The organism is Kitasatospora sp. NPDC056184, from assembly GCF_042268405.1.
GTDB lineage: Bacteria > Actinomycetota > Actinomycetes > Streptomycetales > Streptomycetaceae > Kitasatospora.
Genome location: NZ_JBHJUI010000002.1, coordinates 98,432 through 117,165, shown reverse-complemented (window position 1 = coordinate 117,165; position 18,734 = coordinate 98,432). Strand labels below are relative to the sequence as shown.

General features: G+C 75.8%; 13 protein-coding genes. 1 reads left to right on the top strand and 12 read right to left on the bottom strand.

Translation table 11 applies throughout. The features are described from left to right. The first annotated feature begins 84 nt into the window (after positions 1–84). Positions 85–2,079, top strand: coding sequence for a tetratricopeptide repeat protein (locus ACFC0B_RS05595; protein WP_376082660.1), 1,995 nt, complete (start codon positions 85–87; stop codon positions 2,077–2,079). Positions 2,080–2,112: 33 nt separating this feature from the next. Here ACFC0B_RS05595 and ACFC0B_RS05590 read toward each other — a convergent pair whose 3' ends face one another. From ACFC0B_RS05590 to ACFC0B_RS05535, 12 genes are all read right to left on the bottom strand, one after another. Continuing rightward, positions 2,113–2,652, bottom strand: a complete 540-nt coding sequence (locus ACFC0B_RS05590) for a hypothetical protein (protein WP_376082657.1) — start codon at positions 2,650–2,652, stop codon at positions 2,113–2,115. Positions 2,653–2,764: 112 nt separating this feature from the next. Then, the gene (locus tag ACFC0B_RS05585; RefSeq protein WP_376082654.1) at positions 2,765–5,635 is read right to left on the bottom strand and encodes a bpX6 domain-containing protein; all 2,871 of its coding nucleotides are present in this window, start codon (positions 5,633–5,635) and stop codon (positions 2,765–2,767) included. Continuing rightward, positions 5,632–7,356, bottom strand: a complete 1,725-nt coding sequence (locus tag ACFC0B_RS05580) for a hypothetical protein (RefSeq protein WP_376082651.1) — start codon at positions 7,354–7,356, stop codon at positions 5,632–5,634. Before ACFC0B_RS05580 ends, ACFC0B_RS05585 begins: the two co-directional genes overlap by 4 nt. Beyond that, positions 7,353–7,817, bottom strand: a complete 465-nt coding sequence (locus ACFC0B_RS05575; RefSeq protein ID WP_376082648.1) for a hypothetical protein — start codon at positions 7,815–7,817, stop codon at positions 7,353–7,355. Before ACFC0B_RS05575 ends, ACFC0B_RS05580 begins: the two co-directional genes overlap by 4 nt. After that, on the bottom strand, positions 7,814–8,986 hold the full coding sequence (locus tag ACFC0B_RS05570; protein ID WP_376082645.1) for an AAA family ATPase: 1,173 nt from the start codon (positions 8,984–8,986) through the stop codon (positions 7,814–7,816). Before ACFC0B_RS05570 ends, ACFC0B_RS05575 begins: the two co-directional genes overlap by 4 nt. 138 nt (positions 8,987–9,124) lie before the next feature. Beyond that, positions 9,125–10,216, bottom strand: a complete 1,092-nt coding sequence (locus ACFC0B_RS05565; RefSeq protein ID WP_376082642.1) for a WD40 repeat domain-containing protein — start codon at positions 10,214–10,216, stop codon at positions 9,125–9,127. Next, on the bottom strand, positions 10,213–11,217 hold the full coding sequence (locus ACFC0B_RS05560) for a hypothetical protein (RefSeq protein ID WP_376082639.1): 1,005 nt from the start codon (positions 11,215–11,217) through the stop codon (positions 10,213–10,215). Before ACFC0B_RS05560 ends, ACFC0B_RS05565 begins: the two co-directional genes overlap by 4 nt. 183 nt (positions 11,218–11,400) lie before the next feature. Further along, entirely contained in the window at positions 11,401–11,862 is a 462-nt protein-coding gene (locus ACFC0B_RS05555; RefSeq protein ID WP_376082637.1) for a DUF4240 domain-containing protein, read from the bottom strand. Between the two features lie 74 nt (positions 11,863–11,936). Further along, positions 11,937–12,662, bottom strand: coding sequence for a respiratory nitrate reductase subunit gamma (narI, locus tag ACFC0B_RS05550; RefSeq protein WP_376082634.1), 726 nt, complete (start codon positions 12,660–12,662; stop codon positions 11,937–11,939). A 17-nt stretch (positions 12,663–12,679) separates the two neighbouring features. Next, a complete protein-coding gene (gene narJ, locus ACFC0B_RS05545; RefSeq protein ID WP_376082631.1) occupies positions 12,680–13,291 on the bottom strand; it encodes a nitrate reductase molybdenum cofactor assembly chaperone in 612 nt (203 codons plus the stop codon). Then, positions 13,288–14,919 (bottom strand): nitrate reductase subunit beta, encoded by a 1,632-nt coding sequence (gene narH / locus ACFC0B_RS05540; protein ID WP_376082628.1) that lies wholly within the window; start codon positions 14,917–14,919, stop codon positions 13,288–13,290. Before narH ends, narJ begins: the two co-directional genes overlap by 4 nt. Then, the gene (locus ACFC0B_RS05535; protein WP_376082626.1) at positions 14,919–18,635 is read right to left on the bottom strand and encodes a nitrate reductase subunit alpha; all 3,717 of its coding nucleotides are present in this window, start codon (positions 18,633–18,635) and stop codon (positions 14,919–14,921) included. The genes narH and ACFC0B_RS05535 overlap by 1 nt, the downstream gene beginning before the upstream one ends. Positions 18,636–18,734: the final 99 nt, after the last annotated feature.

Genomic DNA, 18,734 nt, shown 5'->3' with positions numbered 1-18,734 from the left:
ACACCGGTGGCGCGCCGGGGCGTTCGGAGAGCCCCGGCGCGCCGCCCGGCAGCCGAGGCGGCACGAGGAGGGGATGGGTCGAGCATGCGGCACGTCTGGGTGGAGGCGGCACTGCCCCGGGATCGGCGCGCGGCGGCCGCCGGAGCCGAAGGGCTCCTGGGCTCCTTCGACTGCCGGGTCTGGGAACGCGGCCCCTACGGCGGTGTCGGCGAGTTCGTCCGCCGCCTCGTGCTCGACCAGGGGCGCTCCCCGCTGGTGGCCCGACACCAGGTCGAACTCCTGGCTGCGGTACGCGACTTGAAGCCCGCGATGCCCTGGGCCGCCGAGGCCGTCGCGGCACTGGATGTCGCGGACGTCCAGATCAGGTTCCACCCGGCCCGGCGCACCCGCCATCTCGCCTACGGGGTGGCCGAGTTCGTGGCCGCCTGGGCGGCGGAGCGACGGACGCCGGCCGCCGTCCTGCTCGACGGGGTGGACGAGGCGGACGGCACCACCGTCGAGCTCGTCGAGACGCTGCTGCGGCGCGTCGACCCGTCCCGGCTGAGGCTGTACGTCGGCGGCGCCTCGCTGCCCGGGGCGCTCGCGGCGGCCGTCGGCGAATACGCCCAGCCCCTCACCGCCTCCCCCTCCGAACCCGTGGCCGAGGACGCCGCGGCGGTCCACGACCCCGCCTGGCACGACGAGCGCGCCGACGAACTGGCCGCGACCGGCGAGTGGTCCTGGCAGCTCGGCGCGATCCCCTACCACCGCGAACGCGGCACCCGACCGGCCACCGACGGCGTCGACGCGCTGCGCACCGCGCTCGGCGCGGCCCTGCAGAGCGGCTTCTACGAGCACGCCGTCCGGCTCGCCGACCGCGGCCTGCCGCTGGTCGACCCGGCTGCGGACACCCGGAACTGGTGGGCCTTCACCACCACGCTCGCCACCGCGCTGACCGCTCTGGACCGCCCGGCCGAGGCGCTCGCGCTCTACGACCGGGCACGGAAGGCCACCGACGAGCCGAGGATCCACCTGTCCGCGGCCTACTCCACCGCCATGCTGTACGCCCGCCACCTGCCGACGCCCGACCGGGACCTCACCACCGCCCGCACCTGGCTGGACCGCGCCCTCGCCCTCGCCGAGCAGATCGAGGACCCGCGCGAGCGCACCGTCACCACCGTCTTCCACCGCCAGGGCCTGGCCCTGCTCGACAGCCGTGCGGGCGACCACGCGGCGGCGCTGCGCACGGTCGAGGACGGCATCGCACGGCTCGCGGAGACCCTGGCGCCCGGCGAACGCCCCCAGGACCGCGCCCGGCTGGTGCACAACCGGGCCCAACTGCACCTCGCGATGGGCGATCCGGACCGCGCGCTCGCCGACCTCGACACGGTGATCGCGCAGGACCCGCAGAACGCGGAGTACTACGTCGACCGGGCCGCCCTCCACCGGGCCACCGGGCGGCCGGAGGAGGCGATCGCCGACTACGGCACCGCGATCCGCCTCGGTCCGCACCTCCCCGAGGCGTACGTCAACCGCGCCGGGACCCTCGCCGACCTGGGCCGGCCGGAGGCGGCTCTGGCCGACCTCGACCGGACCCTGCGGATCGACCCCGACCACCTCGACGCGCTGGTCAACCGGGCCGGCCTGTACCTGGACGACGGTGAACTCGACCTCGCCGAACGCGACGCGCACGCGGGTCTGGGCCTCTCCCCCGACCAGCCGCACCTGCTCTGCGTGCTCGGCCTGGTCGCGGGCGAACGCGGCCGGCTCCCCGAGGCCGAGGCCCTGCTCACCCGGGCCGTCGAGCACTCCCCCGACCTGCCGACCGCCTGGGCCAACCGCGCGGCCATCCGCTTCGAACGGGGCGACGTCCCCGGCGCCGTCGCCGATCTGGACCGCGCCATCGCCTTGGACCCCGACCCCGTCGCCCTGTACAACCGGGGGCTGGCCCACCGGGAGCTCGGCAACCCGGCCGCCGCCGCGGAGGACTTCACCCGCGCCCTCGCCGCCGACCCCGGGCCGAACCCCGAGCTGCGCGCCGAGCTGCTGCGGGAGCGGGCCTCCTGCACCCCGCCCGCCGGGGCACGTCGGAGTCCTTGACCGTCGCCGTCCTCAACGCCCGGGGCGCGAGGGTCAGTTGTCGTCGGTGACGGCCAGCGCGTCGGTGATCAGGCGGGTGGCGAACTCCTGGTCGTCGCCGACCATGCGGTTGATCTGCTCCGCGAGCAGGACGGCGGTGGCCTCCAGCGGGTTCATCTCGGCGCGGGTCCAGTCGCCGTACTGGGCGCGCCACAGGTTGGGGCTCAGGCCGGTGCCGGAGGCGATCAGGAGGCCGGCCATGGTGGGGACGACCTCGGGGCGGAAGGTGTTGGGCATCATCCGCATCGTGGCCACCAGGGTGGGGACCACGTGCTCGATGACGTCCTTGTCGTGGCGCTCGCAGACCGTCCGCAGCCAGTCCATGTACATGTAGATGAGTGTGCAGACGCCGTCCAGCAGCGCGTCCGCGTCCGCCGGGCCCATCGAGGCGACGAAGCCCTCCGCGAGCCGCTGCTGCTCGGGGTCGGTGCCGCTCTTGCCGTCGTAGATGGCCTTCAGCCGCGAGTCCATCACCATGACGGCGGTGCTCACATCGCCGGCGCGGGCGTAGGCGGGATCACAGGGCGACGACACAGGAGTCCTCCTCAACGGCCGCACTGGGTAGCGGCTCATGTTCGTAGGGTAGTCCTCCCCGGGGCGGGAATCCGCCGAATCCCGCTGCTCGCCGAGGGGGCGGGACGGCCGGTCAGCCGGTGGTCACCCGGAGGTTGACGAGGAGGGCGGCGCCGTCGGCGGAGGTGGCGAGGACACGGCCGGAGCGGTGCCAGTAGGTGACGGCGCCGGCGTGACGGCGCACGCCGACACGGGGGCCGGAGGCGTCGGGGACGAGCAGGGTGAGCGCGCCGGCGGAGGACGGGCCGGTGCCCGCGTGGACGCGCAGGCCGGTGCCGTCGGGGACGGTGAGCGCCCAGTGGTCGCCGTCGGCGGTGGGGCCGTTCAACGCCCGTCCGTCGAGGGTGAGTTCGACATCCGGGAGTTCGGACGTCCACTGCAGGAGGGTGCGGTCCGGCTCCGTGGCGGCGGCGGCCAGCAGGCTGCCGGCGGCGAGGGCGACCGGGTCGAGGGACAGCTCGGCGATGACGTCGTCCACCCGCAGGCGCCCGCGCAGCCCCCAGCCCGGCAGGTCCCAGCGCCACACCTCGGTGAGCGGGGAGCCGTCGGGCAGCGGCGAGCGGACGACGGCCGCGCAGCCGTTCGGTGTGCGCGCGATGCCGCCCAACAGCCGCTGCTCGCCGCCGAGTTCGCGCCAGACCACGGTCGGACGCGGGGTCAGGGTGTCGAGGACGACGAGGGCGCCCTCGTCCGAGGCCAGCAGGTGCCGGCCGTCGAAGGACGGCGCCACCCGGCGGGCCCGCAGGGTGGTCCACGGCCGGACGGCGCGGGTGGCGAGGTCGAGGTGCGCGAAGCCGCGCAGCTCCGGACCGTGGTCGGTGACCAGCAGCGCGCTGCCGCCGTGGTCGGCGAGGACGAGCCGGTCGGCGGGGGTGTCCCAGCGGGCGCGGGTGCGGCCGTCGGGGGCGAGCAGCCGCACGCCCGCCTGGCCGCAGGCGACCAGCAGGGAGCCGGAGGCGAGCAAGGCGGCGTCCAGCACCGGGAGCGTGCCGGGCCGGTCGGCGGCGGTGTAGGTCGGGGCCGCCGTACGGAGGCGGGGCAGCGGACGGGGGCGGGCCAGGTCGGCGGCCGCCAACGGGTCGGCGCGGCGCAGCAGTCGGTCGAACAGGGCCTTCTCGGCCGCACCACCCGGACCACCGCCGTGGGCGCCGCCGAAGCCGCCGTCGCGGACGGCGGCCCGGGCGGCGGCGGTGGCGAGTTCGCGGTCGGCGGCCTCGCCGGCGGCGGGCAGGTCGGCGAGGGCGGCCGCGAGGGCGGAGCGCCCGGTGGTGTGCGGATCGCCGTCGCCGTCGAGGACGGCGCGGGCGAGCGCGCGGGTGGCGTCGCCGGCGTCCAGGGCCAGCAGGTACGGCAGGGCCCGGCCGCGGACGGGGCCGCCGAGGGCGACGGCGTCGCGCAGGTCGGCGACGATCGACGGCCGCAGCTCCGCGTCCGGCCAGGCCGCCTCCACGGCGCCGATCCGGTCCCCGGCCGCGCGGCAGTGCTCGGCCCAGGCCGCGCGCAGGGCGCGGGCGGCCTGGGGGTCGGTGGCGGACAGCCGGTCGACGGCCGTCGCGAACGCCCCTCGGCGGTGGGCGGTGCGGACGGCGCGCTCGCGCTCGCCGGCCCGCCACCAGAGGCGGACGACCAGGTCGGCGGGCAGGTCGCGGCCCTCGGCGAGTTCGGCGGCCGGGGCGGGGCGGCCGTGCCGCTCCAGCAGGGCGACGGCCTCGGCGGGCGCGTCCAGCAGGTCGGCGAGGACGTAGGCGGCCTCGTCGATCCGCCCCTGGCTCTCCAGCCGTTCGGCGGCACGCCGGTAGAGCTCGGTGAGGTGGGCGTGGGCGGTGGAGCTGTGGAACGGCGTCGTCACCACCGTCGCACCGCCGGTCGCGGGGGTGGCGCGGAGCGGGCCGGTGAAGCGCTTGGGCAGGGCGAGGGTGAGCCAGGTCCGGGCGGCGCCGCCCTCCCGCCCGGAGGCGAGCGGGAAGGCGTCGCGCAGGGCGTCGTCCCAGCGGTGCTGCTCGAAGGCGCGGGTGAGGTCGTGCAGGTAGCGGACGTGCCGCTGGTGGAGCAGGTGGGCGGCGGGGGTGCGCAGGGTGAGCCGGGCCAGCCGGTCGCCGAACCAGGAGCGACCGGTCCTGCGCGGGGCGGCCGCGCCGGTGGCGGGGGCGCCGACGGAGGTGCCGGCGGAGGTGCCGGCGGAGGTGCCGGCGGAGGTGCCTCCGGCGCGGCCGGTCCCGTCCCGGGCGGCGCGCCGACCGAACAGCAGCCCGTAGGCGGCGCCCGCGGCGGCCGCCGCGACCACCACGCCGCCCGGGTCGAAGCCGTGGTCCGGGAGCAGTCCGACGCCGTAGAGCACCACGAGGACCAGCGGCAGCACGATCGTCAGGGCGATGATGACCTTCGCGGTGCGGGGGTCGACGGCGATCTGCGGACCGCCGCGCCGCCGCGACCGGGTGTCGCGGGCCGGCGGCGCCTCGGCGGTCAGCCGGCGGGCCCGGTCGGACGTCGGCCGGATGCCGGCCGCCGCCCTCAGGTCGGGCCGGGGGGCGGTGGGCACGGACTCCTCGACGGGCGCCGCCTCGGGCGCGGGGGCGACACCGAGGGGGCGCGGCCGGTGCAGGACGAGCCCGGTGAGCCGCAGCCAGTCGGACGGGTCGACCTCCGGCAGTTCGGCGATGGCATGAGTGATCGTCAGCTCTGCTTCCAGAAGCACGAGTTGCCCCGCGCTGGCCGCCTCGACGGAAGCCCCGGGGGCGGCCAGCGCGCCGTGCCCGGCGCGCTCCAGCGGCAGGCCGGGGGCGCGGTCGGCCCGTATCAGGACCGGCTCGGGCAGCACCAACAGCCAGCGCCCGTCGGGAAGTTCACACAGCCGTGCGCCCTCGCGCCACAGCACGAGGACGCGGTCGGCGGCCTCCGCCGCTCCGATCAGCGGCACGTCGAGGACGAAACCCGCGGCGTTCACTCGTCGCTCCCGAACAGGTGGTGGATCCGGCCGGTCGCGGTGTCGCCGACGGCGATCCGGCCGGGCGAGGTCTCGGCCGCGATCAGCGGCAGGGTGGGGTGCACGGCCGGCGCGACGTCGCCGCCGGAGAACCGGCTCAGGGTGCGGACGCCGTCGGCGCGGACCGCCCGGACCAGACGGCCGCCGGGCGACCAGGTGATCAGGGCGGGTTCGCGGCCGTCGTGGACCAGGCCGAGCACCTCAGCGTTCTCCCGGAACGCCAGCGTCCGCCGGTCGCCGGTCCTGGTCTGCACCGTCCAGCTCTTGCCGTCCTCGGACCAGGCGGCCGTGCCGTCCGCGTGCAGCAGGTGCCGTGCCCGAGCGGCGTCCGGCGGCAGGGCGCGCGCGAACAGCCGCGGCTCGCGGAACCGGTCGAAGCCGCGTTCGCGTTCCGTGCCGCGGCCGACCGGCCCGTCGTCGGTGACCGTGCCGTCGGGGGCGATCCGCCGCCAGCGTCCGGCGACCGGGACGAGCAGGTCGTCCCCGGCGCGCAGCAGCGGCAGCACGGGGCGACCGGCGAGGCGCTCCACCAGGCCCTCGCCGAGACCGAGTTCGGCCGGGTCGACGGAGAGCTCCGCGGGCCCGGCGAGCGGGCGGCCGCTGACGTACCGGAGCACCCGGCCGCCGGCGAGGTGCAGGACGACCAGCCGGCGGCCGTGCCGTCCGGCGGCGATCACCCGGCCGTGCAGGCGATGGGCCTTGGGCTGCACGGCGGAGGCGTGGCGGCGCTCGACATCGCGCACGTCCACGGCGACGACCGTTCCGGCGTCCCGGCCCCGGACGAGCAGGAACGGGGCCTCGGTGGTGAACGCGGGCAGGCCCCGCCCGGGCGGAGCGGCCGCGGGCGGCTGTGCGGCGGCCGTCGGGGCGGCGCGCCGGAACTCGGCGCCGCGCAGCGCCCGGACGGCGATGTCGGCGGCGGGCAGCGGCAGTTCGAAGGTCGTGCGGTCGAGGCGGACGGTGACGTGGGTGGCGCCCGCCGGGCCCCAGCGGGTCGGCTCGCTCGCCAGGACCCTGGGCAGGCCCGGGGCCGGGTCCGCGACCCGGCCCGGGGGCCGCTCGGCGATCCGGTCGGCGAGCCGGGGCGACGCGAGCAGCCAGGCCCGGTCGGCCGCGTCCAGGGCGGCGGCGGCGAACTCGACGTCCTCCGGAGTCGGTTCGGCGCCGCGGCGGGCCGCGAGCCAGACGGGCAGCAGGTCGGCGGGCTCGCCGCCGAACCACTGCACGGGCTCGTCGCCGAGGACGCCCACCAGCAGCTCGCCGCCCCGGGCGGCGGCGCGGCGGTGCAGGACGAGCAGCGCGGCCAGCTGGACGAGACGCCCGGCCCCGGCCTGCGAGGGCCCGGCATCCACCATCGCGACCGTCCGGCCCCGGGGTGCGGTGCTGTGGAACTCGGGTGCGAGGTAGAGGAGTTCGCGGTCGACATAGCGCCGCAGGAACTCCTCGGGGTGGTCCTCGGCGAGCAGCCACTCGGCGGGCAGCAGCTGGTCGGGCCGTCCGGTCCGGCCGAGTCCGCCCACGCCGTCGGGCTCCCCCGGCCCGTCGGTCACCGGCTCGCGCTCCCCGACGAGGGTGTCGAGACGGCGCAGCAACGGACCGAGCGCGGCGGCCAGTTCGGGGCTGATCGCGGACAGTGCACCGGCCCAGGGCGCCAGTCCGGCCGGCAGCCGGGCGGCGCTCATCGGCCGGCCTCCCGGGTGTGGGGCGTGAGCGCGTCCGGGTCGGTGGCGGGGGCGGGCGGGGCGGCGACGAGGGCGCGGTCGGGGGTGAGCACGCACAGCTCGCCGGGTTCGGCGCCGAGCGCGGTGCGCCACAGGGCGGGGGCGGGCCAGGGCCGGGCGGTGGTCGGGACGAGCAGGTCGCCGTCCCGGCCGAGGTAGCGGGCACCGTCCGACCACGGGAGGTCGGCCTCCGCGCCGAGGACGAGCAGCGCGGTGTCGTCGGCGAGGACGCCGAGCCGGGCGCCGTCGAGGAGCCGGGCGCGGGTCGCGGCGGCCAGCGCCGGGACGGCGTCGCCGACGGCGAGCACGGCGGCGGCGGTGAGCGGCGGCTCGCGGCGCTCCCAGCGCGGGGCCACCGGGGGCGGGGACACCTGGGACGAGGTCGCCTGGGGCCGGACGTGCGGAACGTGAGCGGAGGTCACGAGGAGGAGACCGCCGCGACGAGCTCGGCCCGTATGCCGGCCAGTGCGGCGGGCAGGTCGGCGGGGTCGAATCCGGCGTCGATCTCGCGCAGCGCGGCCTCCAGACGGAGCCGGGAGTCACGGCCCTCGGGGAGGTCACGGTGTTCGGCGAGCAGCGCGGCACCGGTGCGGGCGAGCCGTTCGGCGCGGGCGGCCGTGCTGCGGGAGAGCTCCTCGGCGGCGTGCGCGAGGGACTCGTTGGCGGCCTTCTCGATGAGGTCGCCGAGGGTGTCGCGGGCCAGCGTCTGGGTGTCGGCGGTGGGCGCGATCAGCGGCAGCACCCACAGGTCCCGGGCGGTGGCAGCGGTCCGCCCGTCCAGGACGGCGGCGGCCGCGACCAACCGCTGGGAACGGACGGCCCGGCGGTCGCCGACGGGAACGCCGGCGGCGCGCAGCCGGCGCAGCGCGGTGGCGAGCAGCGGGGTGACGCCGTCGAGGTCGCAGGCGCGGGCGGCGGTGGTGAGCCGGTCGAGCGCGCCGAGCAGGTCCGCGCCGTCGGCGGGCGCGGGAACGGGGGCGGCGGGGCGGCGGCCGGTCTCCAGGAGCTCCTCCAGCCGGGCATCGGGGACCGGCTCGACGAAGACCCGGGCGAGGAAGCGGTCGGCGAAGGCCGCCAGCGCCGGGTCCTCGGGCAGGTGGTTGGCCGCGCCGACGCAGACCCGCAGCGGGCTGGCGAGGACGGTGCCGCCGCGCCGGAAGACCCGCTCGTTGAGCAGGCCGAGCAGGGTGTTGAGGACGGCGGTGGAGCCGAGGAAGACCTCGTCGAGGAAGGCGATCTCGGCCTCGGGCAGCATGCCCGCCGTCTCGAACTCGACCCGGCCCTCGCGCAGACCGCGCAGGTCGACGGGGCCGAACAGCTCGTTGGGTTCGGTGAACCGGCCGAGCAGGTACTCGAAGTACCGGCCGCCGAGCTGCCCGGCCACCCGCCGTACGGCCTGCGACTTGGCGGTGCCGGGCGGGCCGACGACCAGCAGGTGCTCCCCCGCGACGGCGCAGAGCGCGACCACCTCGGCGACCGTCTCGCGGTCGACCGTGCCGCGCCCGGCGGCGGTCACGGCGGCCGCGATCAGTTCGGCGTCCTGGCGGAGCACGGCGGGAGGGGCCTCGGCGGGAGTGCGGGTGTCGGTCACGAGCACCGGAGTCTACGGGCGCCGGACCGGTCGTCACCAGCGGGTTTCCGCCGGGCTCCGCCAGGGGGCCACGGGCCGTCAGGGGTCAGGGGCCGTCAGGGGCCGAGGGCGTCACGGGTCGGGGATCGTCAGAGGTCTTCAGAGGGCCGGGGTCGCGATCCACACCTTGTCGTCGGCCGGGTCGCCCGCTTCTGCGGACGCGTCCTCCTCGACGGTCCTGATGAGGAGCGCCTTGCTGTTCGGGACGGCGCCGACCTCCGCCACCCGGTATCCGGGGAAGGTGTGGTCCCACACGGTCCGGCGGGCGCCGACGTCCCAGATCACCGCCCGGGAGGAGATCCCGCCCGCCGCGCGCCGGCCGTCGGCGAAGGCCGCGACCGTCCAGATCAGGGTGAAGTCGCCGACGGCGATCGTCTTGTCGGCGATCACCCGGCCGGTCGCGAGGTCGACGACGACCACGTGGCCGTCGGCGGTGCCGAAGGTCGCGAGGCTGCCGTCCCCGGTGAACGTCACGCTCCGGGCGTCGCAGCCGCAGCCGATCGTCTCACCGGCCCGGTCCGGATCGGCGGGGTCCCAGGTCTCCACGCCGTCCACGCCGGCGGCGCGGACCAGCCCGTCCCCGGTGACCGCCCAGTCCTCGTAGGCGGTTCGGCCCCCGTCCGGAATCGGCTTCGCGGGCAGGGTGCTCGTCCGCCCGCTCACCACGTCCAGCACGGTGAGGTCGAAGCTGCCGAACACGAGGAGGTCACCGTGCGGGGACAGCCCGCCCGGCCCCTCGGTCGGGACGATGTCGAGGTCGGTCGGGGTGCTGCGGGAGAGGTTCATCACCCGCAGCGCGCCCTCCTGGCTGAGGACCGCGGCCGTCCCGCCGTCCGCCGAGACACGGATCCGGCGCACGGCGCCGAACGTGGTGGTCATCAGTTTGGCCGTGCCGGGACGGGCGGGGTCGACGTAGTAGACGCTTCCCTCCGAGGTGCCCACCAGGACGAGGTCCTCGCCGAGGGCGGCGCTCGCGGTGATCCGCCCCTCGGCGCCTCCCGGCAGCGACACCTCGGTCAGCGTGTACCGGGCCTCGTCCGGACCGTTCCCGGTCGGCCCGCTGTCGGCCGCGGTCGGCGGCACGGTGGCCGGCGGGTCGTCCGACTGCCACCGGGCCACCCCGATGCCGACGCCGACGGCCGCCAGGCAGAGGAGGATCAGCGTGAGGGCGCGCGCCCGGACCCTGCTCATGGCGTGGCCTCCCCGCCCGGTGCCGGCGGCACGAGCCGGTCGCCGACGGCACGGGTCCGGCCGGAGGAGATGTCCACCCACCTGCTCTGGAAGTCCCATGACCACAGGGGTGTCGCCGGGACCGGCGCCGTGCGGAAGTTCTTCCCGCCGTTGTCGACCCGCACCGTCGTGTGCTTGTCCCCTGAGACCAGGTCGAGTTCCAGGTACCACTGGTAGAGCGCCCGTTCGGTCTTCGCCGAGATCAGGAACGTCTCGATCTCACCGGACTCGACCGTGAAGCCGAAGGGAGCGCCGTCCTCGGAGGTGTAGGTGGCCCGGGGCTGGGGGCTGTCCAGGTCGATGGTCAGGAAACGGAGGTTGGCCTGGCCCGCGGTGGGACAGGAGACGCCGACGGAGGGCGGCGGATCCTCCCGGGAGACGACGACCACCCGAAGGTTGGCGATCTGCACCTGGCGCTCGGCGTTGCCCTGGACCGTCACCTGGAGCCTGCTCTCGCCGGCGTCGGTCCCGGCGTTCGCCACCAGCCAGTCGTGGAAGCCGGTGCACCCCTTCCCCGGACCGGTGGCGGGCGTCGCGCCCTCGGGAAGCACACCCCGGATCTCCAGGTCCCCGAACGCGCCGACCTTCCTCGGGTTCGTCTCGACGGAGACCGTGGCGGGTGGCGGGGTGTCCCGCGTCAGCGAGTCCGCTCCGTCGGTGAGCCGGGTCACGCCCCAGGAGACGATCCCCACCACCGCGGTCGTGACGATCAGTGCGGGCAGCGAGAGGAGCAGGTCCCGCCGCCTCCGTCCGGCCTGTGCGCCTCCGCCCGGCTCGGCCTGCGCGACTCCGGCCTGCGCGGCTCCCGCCTGCGCCGCTCCGGTCTCTGCGGCTCCGTCCGGCTCGGCCTGCGCGACTCCGGCCTGCGCGGCTCCCGCCTGCGCCGCTCCGGTCTCTGCGGCTCCGTCCGGCTCGGCCGCCGGTCCGGCCGGCGGTTCCTCGGGCGGTCTGTCCCCTTCCACGCCCTCCCCCTTCTCCCGACGCGCTCACACAGCGGTCGAGCCCAGGAGACGCCTCGTCCGGAACGCCCGGAGCGCCGGAAAAGACCCCTGTCTCCCCCATGCCCTGCCGCGCCGCCCGCCAAGCCTCAGATCATGACGAATCGTCACCTTTCCTGCGGTGGGCGGTGCACAGCAGAACAGGCGTCAGAGGCTCGTCCGCCCGTCCTGGTCCGCGCGGGAGTCGAAGGCGTCCACGTGGGCGTGGAGCAGGGACTCGCCGCTGCGGAACGAGTGGCGGGCGAACTGTGCGGGGTCGGCGAGCACCCGCTCGTACGCGGCCCGGCCTGCGGCGATCACGGCGGCCCGGGCGTAGAGGAATCCGTCGTCGCTCAGCGGCAGGGGCCGGTCGTCGGGATCGTCCGGGTCCGCGGCCCGCTGGGTGCCGTACTCCTCGCGGTCGAGGCGGTGCAGCGCCTCGGCGAGGCGCGAGCCGAAGGCGGTGATCTCCTCCGCCGGTCCGGCGGCGAGCGCCTCGGTGAGCCGTTCGCAGCCGGCGTCGAAGGCGGCGCAGGCGGCGACCGCGGGCTCGCCGCCGATCAGGTCGATCAGCTGCCAGAACCGCTCCCAGGACAGCTCGGCGGCCGGTCCCCGGTCGATGGTGCTCATGGTGCTTCCGTTCCGCTCCGAGGATGTGTCGTCGGAACGCAGCCTGGCACACGCCGCCGACAACCCGGCAGCGGTCAGTCGTCGACCTGCTCCCAGCCGCGCGGAACCGGGCTGCCCGCGGGCTGCCGGGGGTCGCGGCTGCGGTAGACGATGTACGGGCGGAAGAGGTACTGCACGGGGGCGCTGAACATGTGCACCAGGCGGGTGAAGGGCAGCAGCGCGAACAGCAGCAGGCCGACCACGGCGTGCACCTTGAACGCGACCGGCACGTCCGCCATCCGGCCCACGTCCGGGCTCAGGGTGAACAGGCTGCGCGCCCACGGGGCGATGGTGGAGCGGTAGTCGTAGCCGGAGTCGAGCGAGGAGTGCATCAGCTTGGCGACCAGGCCGAGCACGATCGCCGCGAGCAGCACGACGTACATCAGCTTGTCGTTGCGGGTGGTGGCGCGCAGCACGGCGGGGTTGCGGCGCCGGCGGTAGAGCAGCACGAGGATGCCGGCGACCGCCAGGAAGCCGGCCGCGCAGCCGGCGAACAGCGAGAGCAGGTGGTAGGCGTGCTCGTCGAGGCCGACGGCGTCCGTCCAGGAGGCGGGCACGAACAGGCCCATCAGGTGGCCGGCCAGCACGAAGAGGATGCCGTAGTGGAACACCGGGGAGGCGATGTTCAGCAGGCGGGACTCGTAGATCTCGGAGGAGCGGGTGGTCCAGCCGAACTTGTCGTAGCGGTAGCGCCAGACGAGGCCGGAGACCAGCAGCGCCGCGGCGGCGTACGGCAGTGCGCCCCAGAGGAAGGTGTCCATGGCAGCGGGTTCTCCGGTCAGGTGGGCAGGACGGGCAGCAGGCCGAGGTGCCCGTACGGCGGGGCGTCCAGGCCGACCTGTTCGCGCGGCGGCCCGCCCCGGGCGAGCGCCAGCGCGGCGGCGCGGTCCCGGGGGGACGGTCCGGGCAGGGTGGCGCAGACGGCGGCGAGCACGTCCGCGTACGGCGTGCCGTGCTCGGCGAGGGCGAGCCGCAGGAGTTCCAGGGCGGGCCGGTGCTCCCGCAGCAGCGTCTCGTCGCCGGTGGCGGCGGTGAACTCCAGGACGGCGGGCAGGAAGTCGGGCAGGTCCTCGCCGGTGCACTCCAGTCCGTGCGCCCGGTAGGCGGCCTTGAAGCGCAGCAGGGCCTCGCCGCGCCGGCGGGTGTCGCCGTCGGTCCACCAGCTGAGGTGCAGGCTGTGCCGCTGGGTGAAGTCGAAGACCTCGACGTAGTGGCGGGCGAGTTCGCCGGCGGGGAGGGCCCCGGCCCGGCCGAGGAAGGCGCGCAGCGGGGCGGCGGCGGCGTGGCGGACCGGGCGGAGCAGTTCGGCGAGCGGCGGCAGGGGGGCGTCCGGGTAGCAGAGGCACTCGGCGGCGGCGCGGCGCACCAGTGCGCGGGGGTCGGCGGTCACGGCGAGGGCTCCTCGCGCGGGGCGGCGGCGTCCCCGGGCGGCTCCGGGTGGTCGGCGGTCTGGCGACGGCGCAGCCCGTGGAAGCTCTCGACGGTGACCATCGGCAGCGGGCGCCGTCCCGATCCGGCGCCGAACGGGCCGTCGGCGCCGTCCGGTGCGCCGTCGGCGTGGTCGAGGCCGCAGCCGGCGGGCAGCGCGGACTCCTCCAGGCGTTCGGCGTCGGCGCGGGCGGCGGTCGGGATGACGTAGCGGTCCTCGTACTTGGCGACGGCGAGCAGCCGGAAGAGGTCCTCGACCGAGCCGGCGTCGAGTCCGACGGCCTCGGCGGCGGCGTGGTCGGGCTCGCGGCCGAGGTTGACGGCGCGCATGTGGGCGCGCATCGCGGCGAGCCGGTCGAGGGCGGCGCGCACCGGACCGGGGTCGCCGGCGGTGAAGAGCCCGGCGAGGTACTCGACGGGGATGCGCAGGGCGTCGATCGCGCCGAAGAGGTTCCCGGCGTCCTCGCCGTCGTGGCCGGCGGCCGCGACCTCCTCGACGACCGGGGAGAGCGGCGGGATGTACCAGACCATCGGAAGGGTGCGGTACTCGGGGTGGAGCGGCAGGGCGACCCGGTAGGTGCTGACGAGCGCGCGCACGGGCGAGCGGCGGGCGGCCTCGATCCAGTCGTGCGCGATGCCGTCGCGTTCGGCGGCGCGCCGGACCTCGGGGTCCTCGGGGTCCAGGAAGACGCCCAACTGGGCTTCGTAGAGGTCGTGTTCGTCCTCGACGGAGGCGGCGGCGGTGACCCGGTCGGCGTCGTAGAGCAGCACGCCGAGGTAGCGCAGCCGCCCGACGCAGGTTTCGGAGCAGACGGTGGGCAGGCCGACCTCGGTGCGCGGGTAGCAGAAGGTGCACTTCTCGGCCTTGCCGGTGCGGTGGTTGAAGTAGATCTTCTTGTACGGGCAGCCGGTGACGCACTGGCGCCAGCCCCGGCAGCCGTCCTGGTCGACGAGGACGATGCCGTCCTCGGCCCGCTTGTAGATCGCGCCGGAGGGGCAGGCGGCGGCGCAGGCCGGGTTGAGGCAGTGCTCGCAGATCCGGGGCAGGTAGAACATGAAGCTCTGCTCGTACTGGAACCGGATCCGCTCGCCGACCTCCCGGCGCATCCGCTCGACGTTGGGGTCGGCGGCGGCGTGCTCGGGGGCGCCGCCGAGGTCGTCGTCCCAGTTGGGCGACCATTCGACGGCCATCGGGCGGCCGGTGATCAGCGAGTGCGGCCGGGCGACGGGGTAGTCCTCGCCGAGCGGGGCGTCGGTGAGGGCGCGGTAGTCGTACGTCCAGGGCTCGTAGTAGTCCTGGAGGGTGGGCATGACGGGGTTGGCGAAGATCGAGGCGAGCTTGTAGAGCCGCCCGCCCTGGCGCAGTTTGAGCCGTCCGCGGCGGTCGAGCCGCCAGCCGCCGCGCCACCGGTCCTGGTCCTCGTAGCGGCGCGGGTAGCCGAGGCCGGGGCGGGTCTCGACGTTGTTGAACCAGACGTACTCGGTGCCCCGGCGGTTGGTCCAGGTCTGCTTGCAGGTGACCGAACAGGTGTGGCAGCCGATGCACTTGTCGAGGTTCATCACCATCGCGAGCTGGGCCATCACGCGCATCAGTACCGCACCTCCTGGCGGCGCCGGCGGACGACCGTCACCTCGTCGCGCTGGTTGCCGGTCGGGCCGAGGTAGTTGAACGCCCAGGACAGCTGGGCGTAGCCGCCGATCAGGTGGGTGGGCTTGAGCAGCACCCTGGTCAGCGAGTTGTGGATGCCGCCGCGCCGCCCGCCGGTCTCGGCGCGGGGCACGTTGACGGTGCGCTCCTGCGCGTGGTGCATGTAGACGGTGCCGGGCGGCATCCGGTGCGAGACGACGGCGCGGGCGACGACGACGCCGTTGCGGTTGACGGCCTCGATCCAGTCGTTGTCGGCGACGCCGATGGCGGCGGCGTCCTCGACCGACATCCAGATCACCTGCCCGCCCCGGGAGAGCGCGAGCATGAACAGGTTGTCCTGGTACTCGGAGTGGATCGACCACTTGTTGTGCGGGGTGAGGTAGCGGACCGTCACCTCCCGCTGCCCGTCCGGCCCGAGGGCGGGCTCGCCGAACAGGCGGCGGATGTCCAGCGGCGGCCGGTAGACCGGCAGGGCCTCGCCGAGTTCGTGCATCCAGTCGTGGTCGACGAAGAAGTGCTGGCGGCCGCTGAGCGTGTGCCAGGGCTTGAGGTGCTCGGTGTTGAGGGTGAACGGGCTGTAGCGGCGGCCGCCGGACTCGCTGCCGGACCACTCGGGCGAGGTGATGACGGGGGCGGGCGCGGCCTGGGTGTCGGCGTAGGTGATCCGGCGGCCCTCGTGCTCGGCGGCCAGGTGCGCCAACTCCCGTCCGGTGCGGCGCTCCAGGGCGCGGAAGCCCTGGGTGGCGAGCCGGCCGTTGGTGGTGCCGGAGAGGGCGAGCACGGTGTCGCAGGCCTTGACGGCGGTGTCCAGGGCCGGGCGGCCGTCGGCGGGGCCGCCGCGCACCACCCCGTTGCGGGCCTTGAGCTGCTCGACCTCCTCCGCCGGGTGCAGCGCCACGCCCTTGGCGGGCAGGCCGAGTTGTTCGACGAGCGGGCCGAGCGAGGCCATCTTGGCCGCCACCGCGGTGTAGTCGCGTTCGACGACGGCGAGGTTCGGCAGGGTGGCGCCGGGGACGGGCTCGCACGCGCCGGACCGCCAGTCCAGGTCGGTGCCGCCGGGCTGGGCGGTCTCGCCGGGGGTGTCGTGCTGCAGCGCGGTGGCGACCAGGTCGTACCGGGTGCCCAGGTGGTCACGGGCGAGTTCGCTGAACCGCGCGGCGATCGCGTGGAAGGCGTCGAAGTCGGTGCGGGCCTGCCAGGGCGGGTCGACGGCGGGGGCGAAGGAGTGCACGAAGGGGTGCATGTCGGTGGAGGACAGGTCGTGCTTCTCGTACCAGGTGGCGGCGGGCAGCACGACGTCGGACAGCAGGGTGGAGGAGGTCATCCGGAAGTCCAGCGAGAGCAGCAGGTCGAGCTTGCCCTCGGGGGCCTCGTCGTGCCAGCGGACGTCGCGCGGGCGCACCTCCTCGCCGGCCTCCCGGGCGCGCAGCGAGGAGTGGGTGCCGAGTAGGTGCTTGGTGAAGTACTCGGCGCCCTTGGCCGAGGAGCCGAGCAGGTTGGCCCGCCACAGGGTGAGCACCCGGGGCCAGTTGGCCGGGTCGTCCGGGTCCTCGCAGGCGAACTTGAGGCGTCCGGCGCGCAGTTCGGCGACGACGTGCTCCTTCGGGTCGCGCCCGGCCGCGCGGGCCTCGTCGACGAGGTCGAGCGGGTTGCGGTCGAAGGTCGGGTAGGAGGGCATCCAGCCGAGCCGGGCGGAGCGGGCCAGCAGGTCGACGGTGGCCAGGCCGCGGAAGCGGCCGGTGCCGAGCGGGGAGGCGAGCACGTCGGCCGGGTAGGTGTCGTAGCGCCACTGGTCGGTGTGCAGGAAGAACCAGCCGGTGCCGATCGCCTGCCGGGGCGGGCGGGACCAGTCGGAGGCCCCCGCGAGGGTCGCCCAGCCGGTGAGCGGCCGGCACTTCTCCTGGCCGACGTAGTGCGCCCAGCCGCCGCCGTTGCGGCCCTGGCAGCCGGTCAGGGCGAGCAGGGCGAGGAAGGTCCGGTAGATGGTCTCGGAGTGGAACCAGTGGTTGGTGCCGGCGCCCATCAGGATCATGCAGCGGCCCCGGGACTCCTCGGCGGTGCGCGCGAACTCCCGGGCCACCCGGACGGCCTGGGCGGCGGGCACCGAGGTGTGCCGCTCCTGCCAGGCGGGGGTGCCGGGGGTGTCCGGGTCCTCGTAGGAGGCGGGCCAGTGGCCGGGCAGGCCGTCGCGGCCGACGCCGTACTGGGCGAGCAGCAGGTCGTAGACGGTGGTGACCAGCGCGCCGCCGTCCAGGCGCAGCGCGGGAACGCCCCGGCGCACGGTGTCGCCGCGGCCCTGGCCGTGCGCGCCGCCGTCGGTGTCGAAGCGCGGCAGCAGCACCTCGACCGGGGTGGTGCCCGCCTCCCCGTGCAGGGTCAGGCGCGGGCGCAGGCCCTCCAGGTCGAGGTTCCAGCGGCCCTCGCCGGAGGCGGTCCAGCGGAAGCCCAGCGAGCCGTTGGGCACGGCGGGGCGGCCGGTCGCCTCGTCCAGGACGGCGAGCTTCCAGGCGGCGCCCTCGCCGGTGTCGCCGAGGTCGCTCGCGCGCAGGAACTTGGCCGGGGTGTACGCGCCGTCCCGCTCGTCCAGGGTGACCAGGAACGGCAGGTCGGTGAAGCGGCGGACGTAGTCGTCGAAGAACGGGGTGGTGCGGTCGACGAAGAACTCCCGCAGGACGACGTGGCCCATCGCGAGGGCGAGGGCGCCGTCGGTGCCCGGGTGGGGGTGCATCCACTCGTCGGCGAACTTGGTGCTGTCCGCGTAGTCCGGGGAGACGGCCACCACCTTCTGGCCCCGGTAGCGGGCCTCGGCCATCCAGTGCGCGTCGGGGGTGCGGGTGACGGGCACGTTGGAGCCCCACATCACCAGGTAGGCGGCGTCCCACCAGTCCCCCGACTCGGGCACGTCGGTCTGGTCGCCGAACACCTGCGGGGAGGCCACCGGCAGGTCCGCGTACCAGTCGTAGAAGGAGAGCATCGCGGCGCCGATGAGCGAGTGGAAGCGGGCGCCGGCCGCGTGCGAGACGATCGACATCGCCGGAATCGGCGAGAACCCGGCGATCCGGTCCGGGCCGTACCGCCGCACGGTGTGCACCTGCGCGGCGGCGACGATCTCCACCGCCTCGTCCCAACTCGCCCGCACCAGGCCGCCCTTGCCGCGGGCCTGCTGGTAGGCGCGGCGGCGCTCCGGGTCGCCGGTGAGCTCCGCCCAGGCCGCCACCGGATCCCCCAGCCGGGCCCGCGCCTCCCGGTACAGCTCCAGCAGCACGCCGCGCACGTACGGGTAGCGCACCCGGGTGGGCGAGTAGGTGTACCAGGAGAAGGCGGCGCCGCGCGGGCAGCCGCGCGGCTCGTACTCGGGGCGGTCGGGGCCGACGGACGGGTAGTCGGTGGCCTGGGTCTCCCAGGTGATGACACCGTCCTTGACGAAGACCTTCCAGCGGCAGGAGCCGGTGCAGTTGACGCCGTGGGTGGAGTACACGACCTTGTCGTGGCTCCAGCGGTCCCGGTAGAAGGCGTCGGCCGCCCGTCCGCCGGTGAGGCGGACACTGTGCAGGTCGGGCGCGGGCGTCCCGGGGCGGAGGAACCGGCCCGCCTTCAGGAACGCGGCACCGGGCTCGCTCGTCGGCGCACCGCCGGACCCGCTCGTCGCCTCGCGCACGTGGCTTCCTCCGCTTCCGGGCCGGACCGTGAGCCCATCGAAACCTCCCGGGCGCGCCGCCGCACCCGGGAGGGGGCCCGCCGGGTGACCCGTCCCGCC